The sequence below is a fragment of the Acidovorax bellezanensis genome (assembly GCF_025421555.1).
In the GTDB taxonomy this organism is placed as follows: Bacteria; Pseudomonadota; Gammaproteobacteria; order Burkholderiales; family Burkholderiaceae_C; genus Comamonas; species Comamonas bellezanensis.
Map to the genome: position 1 here is coordinate 499,326 of NZ_JAODYH010000003.1, position 14,864 is coordinate 514,189.

Annotated in this window: 13 protein-coding genes; 9 read left to right on the plus strand and 4 right to left on the minus strand. The window is 66.6% G+C overall.

Annotated features, from left to right (window positions below; translation table 11 throughout):
• Positions 1-70: 70 nt before the first annotated feature.
• Positions 71-1,276, minus strand: a complete 1,206-nt coding sequence (locus tag N0K08_RS05875; RefSeq protein WP_261499142.1) for a tyrosine-type recombinase/integrase — start codon at positions 1,274-1,276, stop codon at positions 71-73.
• Positions 1,277-1,595: 319 nt separating this feature from the next.
• On the opposite strand from N0K08_RS05875, the gene N0K08_RS05880 reads away from it, so the two are divergent.
• The 9 genes from N0K08_RS05880 (at position 1,596) to N0K08_RS05920 (ending at position 10,386) form a co-directional block, all read left to right on the plus strand.
• Positions 1,596-1,919, plus strand: coding sequence for a DUF805 domain-containing protein (locus N0K08_RS05880; RefSeq protein WP_261499144.1), 324 nt, complete (start codon positions 1,596-1,598; stop codon positions 1,917-1,919).
• A 121-nt stretch (positions 1,920-2,040) separates the two neighbouring features.
• A complete protein-coding gene (locus N0K08_RS05885) occupies positions 2,041-4,392 on the plus strand; it encodes a bifunctional salicylyl-CoA 5-hydroxylase/oxidoreductase (protein ID WP_261499145.1) in 2,352 nt (783 codons plus the stop codon).
• Positions 4,393-4,394: 2 nt separating this feature from the next.
• Positions 4,395-5,168, plus strand: coding sequence for an SDR family NAD(P)-dependent oxidoreductase (locus tag N0K08_RS05890; protein ID WP_261499146.1), 774 nt, complete (start codon positions 4,395-4,397; stop codon positions 5,166-5,168).
• Between the two features lies 1 nt (position 5,169).
• A complete protein-coding gene (locus N0K08_RS05895; RefSeq protein WP_261499147.1) occupies positions 5,170-5,751 on the plus strand; it encodes a MarR family winged helix-turn-helix transcriptional regulator in 582 nt (193 codons plus the stop codon).
• The gene (locus N0K08_RS05900; RefSeq protein WP_261499148.1) at positions 5,744-6,595 is read left to right on the plus strand and encodes an enoyl-CoA hydratase family protein; all 852 of its coding nucleotides are present in this window, start codon (positions 5,744-5,746) and stop codon (positions 6,593-6,595) included. Before N0K08_RS05895 ends, N0K08_RS05900 begins: the two co-directional genes overlap by 8 nt.
• Positions 6,596-6,620: 25 nt before the next feature.
• The gene (locus N0K08_RS05905) at positions 6,621-7,793 is read left to right on the plus strand and encodes an acyl-CoA dehydrogenase family protein (RefSeq protein ID WP_261499149.1); all 1,173 of its coding nucleotides are present in this window, start codon (positions 6,621-6,623) and stop codon (positions 7,791-7,793) included.
• Positions 7,794-7,854: 61 nt separating this feature from the next.
• Positions 7,855-9,474 (plus strand): AMP-binding protein, encoded by a 1,620-nt coding sequence (locus tag N0K08_RS05910; protein WP_261499150.1) that lies wholly within the window; start codon positions 7,855-7,857, stop codon positions 9,472-9,474.
• Positions 9,475-9,496: 22 nt separating this feature from the next.
• Positions 9,497-9,940 (plus strand): acyl-CoA thioesterase, encoded by a 444-nt coding sequence (locus N0K08_RS05915; protein ID WP_261499151.1) that lies wholly within the window; start codon positions 9,497-9,499, stop codon positions 9,938-9,940.
• Positions 9,941-9,993: 53 nt separating this feature from the next.
• Positions 9,994-10,386 (plus strand): RidA family protein, encoded by a 393-nt coding sequence (locus N0K08_RS05920; protein ID WP_261499152.1) that lies wholly within the window; start codon positions 9,994-9,996, stop codon positions 10,384-10,386.
• Positions 10,387-10,420: 34 nt separating this feature from the next.
• Here N0K08_RS05920 and boxA read toward each other — a convergent pair whose 3' ends face one another.
• From boxA to boxC, 3 genes are read right to left on the minus strand one after another with little or no spacing between them, the layout of a single operon-like run.
• On the minus strand, positions 10,421-11,662 hold the full coding sequence (gene boxA / locus N0K08_RS05925) for a benzoyl-CoA 2,3-epoxidase subunit BoxA (RefSeq protein WP_261499153.1): 1,242 nt from the start codon (positions 11,660-11,662) through the stop codon (positions 10,421-10,423).
• Between the two features lie 36 nt (positions 11,663-11,698).
• The gene (gene boxB, locus N0K08_RS05930; protein WP_261499154.1) at positions 11,699-13,126 is read right to left on the minus strand and encodes a benzoyl-CoA 2,3-epoxidase subunit BoxB; all 1,428 of its coding nucleotides are present in this window, start codon (positions 13,124-13,126) and stop codon (positions 11,699-11,701) included.
• A 12-nt stretch (positions 13,127-13,138) separates the two neighbouring features.
• A complete protein-coding gene (boxC, locus tag N0K08_RS05935; protein ID WP_261499155.1) occupies positions 13,139-14,806 on the minus strand; it encodes a 2,3-epoxybenzoyl-CoA dihydrolase in 1,668 nt (555 codons plus the stop codon).
• Between the last annotated feature and the right edge of the window lie 58 nt (positions 14,807-14,864).

Here is a 14,864-nt window from a genome sequence, read left to right on the forward strand (position 1 = left end):
CTGAGCACGCGGGCACAAAAAAGCCGCCTCATCGGGCGGCTGGCGGGCGCAGGTGGGCTTGCCGATCAAGTCAGGCGCTACGCTGATGCAGGTGCACCACCTTCCCGGTCTTGCGGCTGTCCAGGTAGTCAGCCCACCACTGCAGCAACTTGGTGCGCTCTTCCATGTAAGTGCTGCGGTGGTAGGCGGCCCGCACCTCATTGCGCTCCTTGTGGGCTAGCTGGCGCTCGATCACATCGGCGCGCCATCCGGTTTCATTGCACACCGTGGAGAACAGCGCCCGGAAGCCGTGGGCCGTGGCCAGGTTCTTGTAGCCCATGCGGGCCATGGCCGAATTGAACGTGTTCTCGCTCAAGGGCTTGCTGGGGTAGTACGGGCTGGGGAAGATCAGTTCACGCCCGCCACTCAGGGACTGCATGGACTGCAGCAGCGCCAGGGCCTGGCGGGACAGGGGCACGCGGTGCTCCTGGCGCATCTTCATGCGCTCGGCTGGAATGGTCCACAGGGCGGCATCCATGTCCACCTCGTCCCAGCGCGCGCCGCGCACCTCGCCGGGGCGGGTGGCAGTCAGCATCAGCAGGCGCAGAGCATGGACGGTGTGAGGGTCACCATCGTATGCGTCCAGTTGGGCAAGGAACGCGGGCAGGTCCTTGGCATCGAGCGCGGCCCTGTGTTTGACCTCACGGGGCTTGAGAATCTCCGACGGCACAAGGTCCAGCATGGGATTACTCTCCAGCCGTCCATGGATGACAGCCCAGCGGAAAATTGCTTTCACCCGCTGCAGCACGCGCCCGGCCTGCTCGCCAGCGCCACGCGCTTCGACAGCCTTGACCGCGTTCATCACCTCCAGAGGTGTGATGGTGGCCAGCGGTCGATCCCCAAGGGCCTTGAGCATGTGCGAATCTAGAGAGGCACGAATCCGCTCCAGGGTGAGAGGCTCCCAGCGCGCCGTCTGGTGCTCCATCCATTCATTGGCCACGGCCCGAAAGGTGTTCACCGCGTCGTGTGCCACCCTGGCCTTGGCCGCCTTGCGCTGCTCTGCCGGGTCGTCGCCCGCCTGGATGGACTGCCGGGCCTGAGCCGCCAGCTCCCGCGCATCCTTGAGGCCCACGGCCGGATACACACCCAGCGCCAGCCGCTTCTCTTTTCCGGCAATCCGATACTTCAACCGCCAGTAGCGGCCACCGGCCTGCGTCAGCTCCAGATACAGGCCCGCGCCGTCAAAGTGCTTGCCGGGCTTGGCAAGGGTTCGTAGCTTGGCATCGGTGAGCTTCATGGGGGTATCCTCGACGGTCTGGGGGCACATTTGGGGGCATATTTCAACACACCGCCGCGACCATCAAGCATTCATGCGGGTTTCCAGCCTGAATGTGAGTACTACTGAGGGACCAATTGATGGTCCCCTGGATCACCCCAGAATTTTTCAGAACCCGCATGTTTCCTGGCATAGCGGGTTTTTTGTTGTTCATGCGCGACTGGCGGGTTGGCAGGTGATGCGCTCCCCCCTACAAACAAGCCCAACCCCTGATACAGAAGTTACGCTACGATGGTTTTTCAGGCGATCGCCTTTCGCCTGTCAACAATGGGAGGAAGACATGACGTTCCAGGAATCCATCCTCGTGTGCTTTTCCAAGTACGCAGATTTCACTGGCCGCGCAAGCCGTTCCGAGTACTGGTGGTTCTTTCTGTTCGTTTTTCTGGCCAGCCTGGGCACATCGATGGTCCACGAAGTTCTCGGCGGACTTTTTGCCCTGGCGACGCTGGTGCCCTCGATCGCCGTCACCGCGCGCCGGCTCCATGACACCAACCGCAGTGGCTGGTGGCAGTTGATCTACTTCGTACCCGTCATCGGATGGATTGTGATGCTCGTGTTCCTGACCCAGGACAGCAAGAGCGAAAGCGCCTGGACCCAGGCCTGAGCGCGCCTCCCGCGGGCCTTGCGCGGTGCGCCGCCCGCCTGCAGGCCCGTCAAATTAGTTGACATCTAAACTATTCACAAATAAAGTAATCACCGTATGTACTTCAAAAAAGCGGTGAGCCATGAAGATTGTCTGCATCGGCGGCGGCCCTTCGGGTCTGTATTTCGCGCTGCTCATGAAGCTGCAAAACCCGGCCCACGAGATCCGCGTGGTGGAGCGCAACCGCCCCTATGACACCTTTGGCTGGGGCGTGGTGTTCTCCGATCAGACCCTGGGCAATCTGCAGGCCGCCGACCCGGTCACCGCGGCGCAGATCCTCGATGCCTTCAACCACTGGGACGACATCGAAGTGCATATCGCCGGCAAGGCCATACGCTCGGGCGGCCACGGTTTTTGCGGCATAGGGCGCAAGCGCCTGCTCAACATCCTGCAGCAGCGCTGCGAGGATCTGGGCGTGCAGCTGGTCTTCGAAACCGACGTGCAAAACGATGAGGACTACGCCGACGCCGATCTGGTCATCGCCGCCGACGGCCTCAACAGCCGCATACGCGCCAAGTACGCGGCCACCTACCGGCCCGACATCGACATGCGGCACTGCCGTTTTGTCTGGCTGGGCACGCACAAGCTGTTCGACGCCTTCACTTTTGCCTTCGAGAAAACCCCCTTCGGCTGGTTCCAGGCCCACGCCTACCGCTTCGACGACACCACCTCCACCTTCATCGTGGAAGCGCCCGAGGACGTATGGCGTGCCGCAGGACTGGAGACCATGGAGAAGGAAGACGCGATCGCCTTCTGCGAGCAATTGTTTGCCAAGCAGCTCGACGGCCACGCCCTGATCTCCAACGCCAGCCACCTGCGCGGCTCGGCGCAGTGGATACGCTTTCCGCGCGTGGTCTGCGAACGCTGGGTGCACCACAACGGCCATGCGCCGGTGGTGCTGATGGGCGATGCCGCCCACACGGCGCATTTCTCCATCGGCTCGGGCACCAAGCTGGCCCTGGAAGACTCCATCGAGCTGGCCCGCTGCATTGCCCGCCAGCCCGGCGACCTCGCCGCCGCCCTGGCCGACTACGAAGCCGTGCGCAGCGTGGAAGTGCTGCGCATCCAGAACGCCGCGCGCAATTCCACCGAATGGTTCGAGCATGTGGAGCGCTACGCGGGCCTGCCGCCGGAGCAGTTCGCCTATTCGCTGCTCACGCGCAGCCAGCGCATCAGCCATGAAAACCTGCGCCTGCGCGACAAGGACTACGTGGAGCGCTACGAGGACTGGATTGCCCAGCGCGCCGGCGTGCAGCGCGGCCCGCAGCAACGCGCCGTGCCGCCGATGTTCACGCCTTTCACGCTGCGCGGCGTGACCTTGAAGAACCGCGTCGTGGTCTCGCCCATGGCCCAGTACTCCTGCGTCGACGGCATGCCGGCCGACTACCACCTGATGCACCTGGGCGCGCGCGCCATGGGCGGCGCGGGCCTGGTGTTCGCCGAGATGACCTGCCCTTCGCCCGATGCGCGCATCACCCCGGGCTGCCCCGGCCTGTGGAGCACGGCGCAGCGCGACGGCTGGAAGCGCATCGTCGACTTCGCGCATGCGCAAAGCAGCGCCAAGATGGGCTTGCAGTTGGGCCATGCCGGCGCCAAGGGCGCCACGCAGGTGGCCTGGGAAGGAATCGACCAGCCGCTGCAGCAAGGCGCCTGGCGCCTGTTGTCGGCCTCGCCGCAGCAATACCTCGACGGCGTGAGCGACTGGTCGCATGCCATGACGCGCGCCGACATGGACCGGGTGCGGGACGAGTTCGTGCAGGCCACCCGCTGGGCCGACGAGGCCGGCTTCGACTGGCTGGAGTTCCACTGCGCGCACGGCTACCTGTTCAGCAGCTTCATCTCGCCGCTGACCAACCAGCGCACCGACGAATACGGCGGCTCGCTCGACAACCGCCTGCGCTATCCGCTGGAAGTGTTTGCCGCGATGCGCGCCGCCTGGCCCGACCACAAGCCTATGTCGGTGCGCATCTCCGCGCACGACTGGGTCGAAGGCGGCATCACGCCCGACGACGCCGTACTGATCGCGCGCGCCTTCAAGGCCGCCGGCGCGGACATGATCGACTGCTCGTCGGGCCAGGTCAGCAAGAAGGAAAAGCCGGTCTACGGCCGCATGTTCCAGACGCCGTTCTCCGACCGCGTGCGCAACGAAGCGGGCATTGCCACCATTGCCGTGGGCGCGATCTCCGAGGCCGACCACGTCAACAGCATCATCGCGGCGGGCCGGGCCGACCTGTGCGCCGTCGCCCGCCCGCACCTGGCCAACCCGGCCTGGACGCTCAACGAGGCCGCGCGCATAGGCTATTACGACGTGGCCTGGCCCAGGCAATACCACGCAGGCAAGGTGCAGCTGGAGCGCAACCTGGAACGCGAGCGCGGCCTGGCCGCCCAGGCCGCGAGCCAGTCGCCGCTGCAGCGCGCGCAGGAGGGCCACTGACCATGACCGACATGCACCACCGCCATGCGGTCATCACGGGCGCGGCGCGCGGCATAGGCGCGGCCATCGCGCAGCGGCTCGCCGGCGAGGGCTTCGTGCTCACGCTGCTGGGCCGCAATCTCGCGGCGCTGCAGGCGCTGGCCGCGCAACTGCCGGCCAGCGCCCGGGCGCTGCCCCTGGCCTGCGACATCACTTCGGCCGACAGCGTGACGCAGGCCTTCGCCGCGGCGCGGGCGGCGGCAGGGCCGGTTTCCGTCCTGGTGAACAACGCGGGCCAGGCCGAGAGCGCACCGTTCCACCGCATGGATGCGGCCCACTGGCAGCGCATGCTCGACGTGAACCTGACCGGCACTTTCACCTGCACCCAGGCCGCACTGCCCGACTTGCTGGCCGCGGGCGCCGGACGCATCGTCAATGTGGCCAGCACCGCGGGCCTGCGCGGCTATGCCTATGTTGCGGCCTACGCCGCGGCCAAGCATGGCGTCATCGGCATGACCCGCTCGCTGGCGCTCGAACTGGCGGCCAAGGGCATCACGGTCAACGCCGTGTGCCCCGGCTATACCGACACCGACATCGTGCACGAAAGCGTGGCACGCATCGTAGCCAAGACCGGCCGCAGCGAGGACGAAGCGCGTGCGGAGTTCGTGCGCGGCAATCCGCAGGGCCGCCTGGTGACGCCGGCCGAAGTGGCCGATGCGGTCGCCTGGCTGTGTTCAGACGGCGCGGGCGCGGTCACCGGCCAATCGATTTCCGTCTCCGGCGGCGAAGTAATGTGACATGACCAAAAAGAACCCCAAGATCCCCCCCCTGCCCATGCTCGACGACGAGCGCATCGGTCATGAGGCCCGAGCCGTGGCCGACGACCACATCGATTTGAAGATCTGGCTGCGCCTGCTGGCCTGCAGCACGCAGATCCAGCAGCAGATCAACCAGCTGCTGCGCGCGCGCTTCTCCACCACGCTGGCGCGCTTCGACTACCTGGCGCAGCTGGAGCGCCACCCCGACGGGCTGCGCATGAACGCGCTGTCGCGCTACCTGATGGTGACGGGCGGCAACATCACCGGCCTCACCGATCAGCTGACCAAGGAAGGCCTGGTGACGCGCATGCCCGACCCGGAAGACCGCCGCTCCTTCCGCGTGGCGCTCACACCCAAGGGCCACAGCGAATTCATGGCCATGGCCGCCGAGCACGAGGCCTGGCTCACAGGCATGTTCGACGGACTGGGCCCTGGCGACAAGGACCAGCTTTACGACCAGCTGGGCCGCCTGCGCGTGCAGCTGGCGCAGAACCAGGCCGCCTTGCAAGCCGCAGCTCCCATCACCACCCCATCCCCCCGCAGGAAATCCACCCATGACTGAACGCATTGATCCCGCCCTGGTTGCCGGCAACCGCCTGCGCGCCGCCGATTACGTGGCCACGCATTTTCTCTGGCAGGTGAAGGATGGCGTCGGCACCCTCACCCTCAACCGGCCCGAGCGCAAGAACCCGCTGACCTTCGACTCCTATGCCGAGCTGCGCGACCTGTTCCACCGACTGCGCCACGCCACCGACGTGCATGCGGTCGTGCTGCACGGCGCGGGCGGCAATTTCTGCTCGGGCGGCGACGTGCACGAAATCATCGGGCCGCTGGTGGCGCTCAAGGCGCCCGAGCTGCTGATGTTCACCCGCATGACGGGCGCGCTGGTGTCGGAGATGCGCCATTGCCCGCAGCCCATCGTGGCGGCCATCGACGGTGTCTGTGCGGGCGCCGGCGCCATCATGGCCATGGCTTCGGACCTGCGCCTGGGCACGGCGCGCAGCAAGACCGCCTTTCTCTTCAACCGCGTCGGCCTCGCGGGCTGCGACATGGGCGCCTGCGCCATCCTGCCGCGCATCGTGGGCCAGGGCCGCGCCTCGGAACTGCTCTACACCGGCCGCTCGCTGCCCGGCGATGAAGCCGAGCGCTGGGGCTTTTTCAACCGCCTGTGCGAGCCCGATGCGCTGCTGGCCGAAGCGCAAAAGCTCGCGCACGACATCGCCGAAGGCCCGACCTTCGCCAACGGCATCACCAAGTCCATGCTGCACCAGGAATGGGCGATGACCGTGGACCAGGCCATCGAAGCCGAAGCCCAGGCCCAGGCGCTGTGCATGCTCACGGGCGATTTCGAACGCGCCTACCGCGCCTTCGTGGACAAGCGCCGGCCAGTGTTCGAAGGCAACTGAACCCGCACTTCATTCGGAGCATTCCATGAGCGACACCCGCTACCTCGACTGGCCTTTTTTTGAACCGCGGCACCGCGAACTGGCGCGCACGCTGGACGCCTGGGCGGCAGAGCATGTGCAACAGGCCCACGGCCACGACGTGGACGCCGCCTGCCGGGCGCTGGTGCGCAGTCTGGGCGCGGCGGGCTGGCTGCACCACGCCGTGGCGGCCGAGGCCGGCCAGGCCATCGATACGCGCGCGATCTGCGTGATCCGCGAAACGCTGGCGCGCCACTGCGGTCTGGCGGACTTCGCCTTCGCCATGCAGGGGCTGGGCTCGGGCGCCATCTCGCTGGACGGCAACGACGACCAGCGCGCCCGCTACCTGGGCCGCGTGGCGCGTGGCGAGGCCATCGCCGCCTTCGCGCTGTCGGAGCCCGAAGCCGGCTCGGACGTGGCCGCCATGGCCTGCAGCGCGCGCCAGGATGGCGATGACTACATCCTCGACGGGCAGAAGACCTGGATCTCCAATGGGGGCATCGCCGACTTCTATGTCGTGTTCGCCCGCACCGGCGAGGCGCCAGGCGCACGCGGCATCAGCGCCTTCATCGTCGATGCCGACACGCCCGGTTTGACGATCGCCGAGCGCATCAACGTCATCGCGCCGCACCCGCTGGCCCGGCTCGAATTCACCGCCTGCCGCATCCCGGCCGCGCAGCGCATAGGCGCGCCCGGCGAAGGTTTCAAGGTGGCGATGCGCACGCTGGACGTCTTTCGCACCTCGGTCGCAGCGGCTGCACTGGGCTTTGCGCGGCGCGCGCTGGACGAGGCGCTGCAGCGCGCCACCAGCCGGCCCATGTTCGGCGGCGTGCTGGCCGATTTCCAGCTGACCCAGGCCAAGCTGGCGGACATGGCCACGGCCATAGACAGCGCGGCACTGCTCACCTACCGCGCCGCATGGATGCGCGACCAGGGCCAGAACGTCACCCGCGAGGCGGCCATGGCGAAGCTGACGGCCACCGAGAACGCCCAGATGGTCATCGATGCAGCGGTGCAGATGTGGGGCGGACTGGGCGTGGTGAGCGAGCAGCCGGTCGAACGCCTGTACCGCGAAATCCGCGCACTGCGCATCTACGAAGGTGCCAGCGAAGTCCAGCAATTGATCATCGCGCGCGACCTGTTGCGCGAATGGAAGACACCCGCACCGCTGCCGGCTTGACCCCGCGGCCCTGCCTTGTTTCTGAAGCAATTTTCCGTTTCTATCGAAAAGAGGTTGCCGCATGGCCAGCGCACACACAGACACTTTTGCCCGAGACCACCTGCCCCCGGTAGAGGCCCAGCCCGACTACCTTTTCGAGCTGCCGGAACTGCAGTTTGCGCCGCGCCTGAACTGCGCCACCGAACTGCTGGACAAGGCGGTCGCGGCCGGCTGGGGCAACCGGCTGTGCATTCGCGGCGCGGGCCTGCGCTGGACCTATGCCGATCTGCAGGCCCAGGCCAATCGCATCGCCAACGTGCTGGTGCACGACATGGGTCTGGTGCCGGGCAACCGGGTGCTGCTGCGCGCGCCCAATACGCCCATGCTCGCGGCCTGCTGGTTCGCGGTGATCAAGTCCGGCGGCATCGCGGTGGCGACCATGCCCATGCTGCGCGCCAAGGAGCTGCAGGTCATCATCGAAAAAGCCCAGATCAGCCACGCGCTGTGCGATCTGCGGCTCGCCGAGGAACTGCAGCTGGCCGCCCAGAAATGCCCGGTGCTGCGCCAGCTGCATTGCTTCAATGACCCGTCCGACGACGGACTGGAGGCCGCGATGGCGCGCCAGTCCGCGCGCTTCGACAACATCGATACCGCCGCCGACGACACCTGCATTCTGGCCTTCACTTCGGGCACCACCGGCGTGCCCAAGGCCACCATGCATTTCCACCGCGACGTGATGGCAATCTGCGCCTGCTGGCCCGCCCATGTGCTGCGCCCCTCGCCCGACGACGTGTTCATCGGCAGCCCGCCCATGGCGTTCACTTTCGGGCTCGGCGGCCTGCTGCTGTTTCCTATGAAGTTCGGCGCGTCTACCGTGCTGCTGGAAAAAGCCTCGCCCGCGCAGCTGCTTGAAGGCATTCGCGACCATGGCGCCAGCGTGCTTTTCACCGCGCCCACGTCCTACCGCGCCCTGGCCGCGCAGGGCGAAGCCCTCCGCGCCGGCACGCTGCGCCGCTGCGTCTCGGCCGGCGAAGCGCTGCCCGCCGCCACGCGCGCGCTGTGGCACGAAGCCACCGGCATCGTGCTGATCGACGGCATAGGTTCGACCGAAATGCTGCACATCTTCATCTCGGCCGACGAGGCGCAGTCCCGGCCTGGCGCCACCGGCAAGCCCGTGCCCGGCTACCAGGCGCGCGTGGTCGACGCCGAAGGCCGGCCGCTGCCGCCGAACACCGTGGGCCATCTGGCCGTGCGCGGCCCCACGGGCTGCCGCTACCTCGACGATCCGCGCCAGGCGCAATACGTGCAAAACGGCTGGAACCTCACGGGCGACGCCTACCTGGTGGACGACGACGGCTATTTCCACTACCAGTCGCGCACCGACGACATGATCATCTCGGCGGGCTACAACATCGCCGCCTGCGAAGTGGAGGAGGCCTTGCTGCTGCACCCCGCGGTCGCCGAGTGCGCGGTGATAGGCGTGCCCGACGCGGAGCGCGGCCAGATCGTGAAAGCCTTCGTGGTGCTGCGCCCAGGCCAGGAGGCCGGCCCCGACACTGCGCGGGCGCTGCAGGACTTCGTCAAACAGACGGTGGCGCCCTACAAATACCCGCGGGCCGTGGAATTCCTGCCGGCCCTGCCGCGCACGGAAACCAGCAAGCTGCAGCGCTTTCGCCTGCGGCCTCCGGGCGGCGGCTCCTGAGCCCGGGCAAAGAGAATTACCCATGACGACTCCTTTTGCTGCCTGCACCCAGCCCATCGTGTTCGAGCGGCCGCTGCGCATCCGTTTTGCCCATTGCGATCCCGCGGGCATCGTCTTCTTCCCCCAGTATCTGGTGATGCTCAACGGCCTGGTGGAAGACTGGTGCACCGACGGCCTGGGCGTGAACTACAGCGAGCTGCTCACCACGCGGCGCATAGGCTTGCCCATCGTGCGCCTGGACTGCGAGTTCCGCGCCATCAGCCGCATGGGCGACGACGTGACGCTGGGCCTGGCGGTCGAGCGCGTGGGCCGCAGCTCACTCACGCTGGCCTTGCACTGCCGCGCCGGCACGCAGGAGCGCATGCGCTCGCGCCAGGTGCTGGTCACGACCGATCTCGATACCCATCAAGCCCGCGCCCTGCCAGACGATATGCGCGCGGCGCTGGCGCAGCTGCCCCAGGCCTAGATGCAAGACAGCCCGCGGCGCCTGACCTCGTTTTTTTTACCGGAGACCTTCACATGAAAACCCTTCTTCCCCCAGGCTGGCCCCGCCCTCGCGGCTACGCCAACGGCGTGACCGCGCGTGGCCGCATGGTGTTCGTGGCCGGCATGATTGGCTGGGACGCCGATGGCGTGTTCCACACCGACGACCTGGCCGAACAGGCGCGCCAGGCCCTGCTCAACGTCGTGGCCGTACTGACCGAAGGCGGCGCCAAGCCGGAACACATCGTGCGCATGACCTGGTATGTGACCGATCGCAAGGCCTACGTGGCGGCCTATCCCGAAATCGGCAAGGCCTTCCGCGAAATCATCGGCAGCTTCAATGCGACCATGACCGCGGTGGAAGTCTCCGGCCTGATCGAGGACCGAGCGAAAGTCGAGATCGAAGTCACGGCCGTCATTCCGGATTGAGCCCAGCCGCCGGCAGGCCCGGCGGTTTCTGGGTTCAGTAGGTCTCGAGGTGCAGTCGCCCCTCATTTTTCAGCCGCGCGGCCAGCGTTCCCCAGTCCAGACCGGCCTCCTGGGCCACGTCGCGCAGCGCCAGGATCACCCCCTCTTCCATGCTCTTGAGCCCGCAGACATAGAAGCAGGTCTGGCCGTCGCCCAGCATCTGCGCGAGGTCGGCCGCGCGCTCGCGCAGCAGGTCCTGGACATAGCGCCGCGGCTGCTCCGGCTTGCGCGAAAACGCCAGGTTGATGTCGATGAAATCCTTGGGCAGGCTTTGCAGCGGCCCGAAATACGGCAGCTCCTGCGGCGTGCGCGCGCCGAAGAACAGCATCAGCTTGCCGCCTTCGAATTTCTCGCTCTTGCGCAGGCGCCGGCGCCATTCGGTCATGGCCCGCATCGGGGCACTGCCCGTTCCGGTGCAGATCATGACGATGTTGGACTTGGGGTGGTTGGGCATGAGGAAGCTGCTGCCGAACGGGCCGACCACGGTCACCGTATCGCCCACCTCGAGTTCGCACAGATAGTTGGACGCCAGCCCCCGCACCGCCTGGCCTTGCGGGTCCTGGGTGACGCGCTTCACGGTCAGCGACAGGTTGTTGTAGCCCGGCCGCTCGCCGTTGCGCGCGCTGCTGACCGAGTACTGGCGCGCATGGTGGGTCTTGCCCAGCGCGTCCGTGCCCGGCGGCACGATGCCTATGGACTGCCCTTCCAGCACGGGAAACGGCAGCGTGCCGAAATCCAGCACGATGTGGTGCGTCTCGCTGTCGAAGCCCGCCTCGGTGCAGTTGATGTTGCCGGTCACCGTGGCCGTCAGCGGCTTTTTCGCCGAGTAGAGATTGGTATAGGCATGGGCCGCCGACCACGGCGGCAGCTGGGCCCCGACGCTGGCGGAGGCGCTCTCGGGCGCGGCCGCGGGCGGCGCAACAACGCCCGCGGTTTCCGCGCCCTGCACTCCCGCCGCCTCGTCCAGCTCGGGCGGCAGCACTTCCCAACCGAACTGCTCCTCCAAGGAATAGGCGCGCGCGACAGGCACCGTGCGCCAGTTGTCGATGGAGCCCGTAGGACAGGGGGAAATGCAGTCCATGCAGCCGTTGCACACTTCCGCCTTGACCACGTAATTCTGGTCGTCATGGGTGATGGCGCCCACCGGGCAGGTCGCCTCGCAGGTGTTGCAGCGGATGCAGATTTCCGGGTCTATCAGGTGCTGCCTGATGACCGCCAAGGCTTCGACCGTTTCCATCGCGTCATTCTTTCTTGAAAGGCTTGGGGATGCCGCTCAGCCGAACCGCACGTACTCGAAATCAATGGGCTGGCGGTTGATGCCCATCACCGGCGGCGCAATCCAGCCCGCGAACTTGCCGGGCTCGATCACGCGGCCCATCAACGAGGCGACGAAGGCAAAGTCGTCGGAGGTGGGCAGCCACTCGCTCTTGCGCGCTTCCCATTCCATGGCGTTCACGACACGGCCGTCGGGCGACATCTTGATGCCCGCCAGCGCGCCGATCTGGCGGTTGAACGCCTTGTGCGGCACGGTCAGGCGCGTGGGGATGCCGGCCTTTTCCAGCACCTTGTTCCAGCGGTTCACGCCGGCCACCGAGTCCTTGATGAAATCATCGCGCAGCACTTCGTTGAGCGCGTTGAGCATGGACACTTCCTTCTCCTGCAACTGTCCGTCCTTGACCTCCAGCACCTTGTAGGTCTGGCCCTTGAGCTGGTGGTCGTCTTCGCGCTTGCCTTCTTCATAGCGGCCCTTGAGACCCGAGCTGTAGAAGATCGCGGCATTGCTCGACTGGTCGGCGCCGAACAGGTCGATGGTCACGCTGTAGTGGAAGTTCAAATAGCGCTGGATGGTGCCCAGATCGATGGCGCCGGCCGCGCGCACTTTCAAGGCATCGTCGGTCTTGAGCTCGTTCATGACGGCGGCCGTGCGCGCCAGCACGCGCGACACGCCGCTCTCGCCCACGAACATATGGTGGGCTTCCTCGGTCAGCATGAACTTGGTGGTGCGCGCCAGCGGGTCGAACGCGCTTTCGGCCAGCGCGGCGAGCTGGAACTTGCCGTCTCGGTCGGTGAAATAGGTGAACATGAAGAACGCCAGCCAGTCCGGCGTCTTCTCGTTGAACGCCCCCAGGATGCGCGGGTTGTCCTGGTCGCCCGAAGTGCGCTGCAGCAGCGCATCGGCTTCCTCGCGGCCGTCGCGCCCGAAATGCTTGTGCAGCAGGTAGACCATGGCCCACAGGTGGCGGCCCTCTTCCACGTTGATCTGGAACAGATTGCGCAGGTCGTACATGCTGGGCGCGGTCAGGCCCAGGTGGCGCTGCTGCTCGACCGAGGCCGGCTCGGTGTCGCCCTGCGTGACGATGATGCGGCGCAGGTTGGCGCGGTACTCGCCAGGCACGTCCTGCCAGACTTTCTCACCCTTGTTGTCGCCAAAATGGACCTTGCGCTCGGCGTCGCCGGGGTTGAGGAAAATGCCCCAGCGGTAGTCGCGCATCTTCACATGGCCGAACTGGGCCCAGCCCTGCGGATCGACGCTGATCGCGGTGCGCAGATAGACATCGTGGTTGATCGAGCCTTCGGGGCCGACGCTGTCCCACCAGTTGATGAAGTTGGGCTGCCAGCCCTCCAGCGCGCGCTGCAGCGTGCGGTCTTCACCCAGGTTGACGTTGTTCGGGATCTTTTCGCTGTAGTTGATCGTGCTCACGGGAGTCTCTCCTTAAACGCGGTTGAAATCGAAGCCCACTTTTTCGCCCTTGCCGTAGAGCTTGAGCGCGCCCTTTTCGCCCACGGCATTGGGGCGCTGGAAAATCCAGTTCTGCCAGGCCGACAGCCGGCCGAACACGCGCGTGACCATGTTTTCCTTGCCCGCGAAGCGCAGGTTGGCCTCCAGGCCGGTCAGTGCATCGGGCGACATGGCCGCGCGCTCCTCGAGCGCCATGCGGATTTCATCGTCCCAGTCGATGTCGTCGGGCGCGGCCGTGATCAGGCCCAGCGCCAGGGCCGCGTCGGCGTCCAGCGCACGTGCCATGGCGCCGCGCGCGGCTTCGAGCGGGCCGGCCTCTTCATAAAAGCGCCGCTGCAGCCGACTTTGTTCGGTGACCATGGGCAGCAGGCCGAAGTTGAACGCGTCCAGCGTGAGCCGCGGCGCGCGCTCGGCGTCGTCGGGCAGGGCCAGCATGTAGGTGCGGTCGGCCGCGAAGGCCAGTTCGGCCAGCATGCCGGCAAAGCACGAGCCGGGCTCGACCAGCGCGAACAGCGAACGCGAGGAAACGTCCAGCCGCGCGAAAGTGCGCCGCAGCAGCCCCAGCGTCTGGCGCACAAGCCAGTAATCGCTGTGGGCGATGAGGCTGGCATCCACGGCCAGCACCGCGGCGGCATCGCCTTCGGTCTTGAGCAGCCAGGTGCCGATCTCGAGTTCGCTGGTGCGCAGATTCAGGATGGCGTCATCGAGCTGGCGCCCCATGGCCAGCGGCCACCATTGCGCGCCCGCGGCCTGCATGCCGGCGGTGTCCGTGGGCTGCGCGGTCGTGGGGGCCTTGACGGTGAGCGTGGCCGTGCGCCGCGCACGGTCTATGGCCACGCTCACATGTTCGTAAGCAAAACCATCGGCACTATCTTGCCGCTGCAGCGGCGTCAGCGCGATGCCTTGCGCGGCCAGCGAGCGTCCGCCGGCGTCACCGAGCTGGCGCGCGCGCTCCTGCACCTGGGCCTCGAACTGCGCGGGCTTGGCGATGGCGTCCACCAGGCGCCAGTCGACGGCGCGCTGGCCGCGCACGCCTTCGACGCTGGTGCAGAAGATATCGGCCAGGTCATGGCGCACCTTGCGCTTGTCGGTGACGCGCGTCAGACCGCCGGTGCCGGGCAGCACGCCCAGCAGCGGCACTTCGGGCAGCGACACCGCCGACGACCGGTCATCGACCAGCACGATCTCGTCGCAGGCCAGCGCCAGTTCATAGCCGCCGCCAGCGCAGGCGCCGTTGACGGCGGCGAGGAATTTCAGGCCTTCGTGCTTGGAGGAGTCCTCGATGCCGTTGCGCGTCTCGTTGGTGAACTTGCAGAAGTTCACTTTCCAGGCATGGCTGGACACGCCGAGCATGAAGATATTCGCGCCGGAGCAGAAGATCCGCTCCTTGCCGCTGGTGACGATCACCGACTTGACCTGGGGGTGCTCGAAGCGCACGCGGTTCAAGGCGTCGTACAGCTCGATGTCCACGCCCAGGTCATAGCTGTTGAGCTTGAGTTTGTAGCCCGGGCGCAAGCCGCCGTCCTCGGCGATGTCCAGGGTGAGCCGGGCCGTCTCCCCTTCGGTGCTGAGCGTCCAGTGGCGGTACTGGTCGGGAGCGGTGCGGTAATCGACGCGGGGGGCTTCAGGCTTCTCGGACATGCAGTCTCCAATCAGAGCGGTAATTGCAACATAGTGCAGATCTTCAAGATGACCTGCA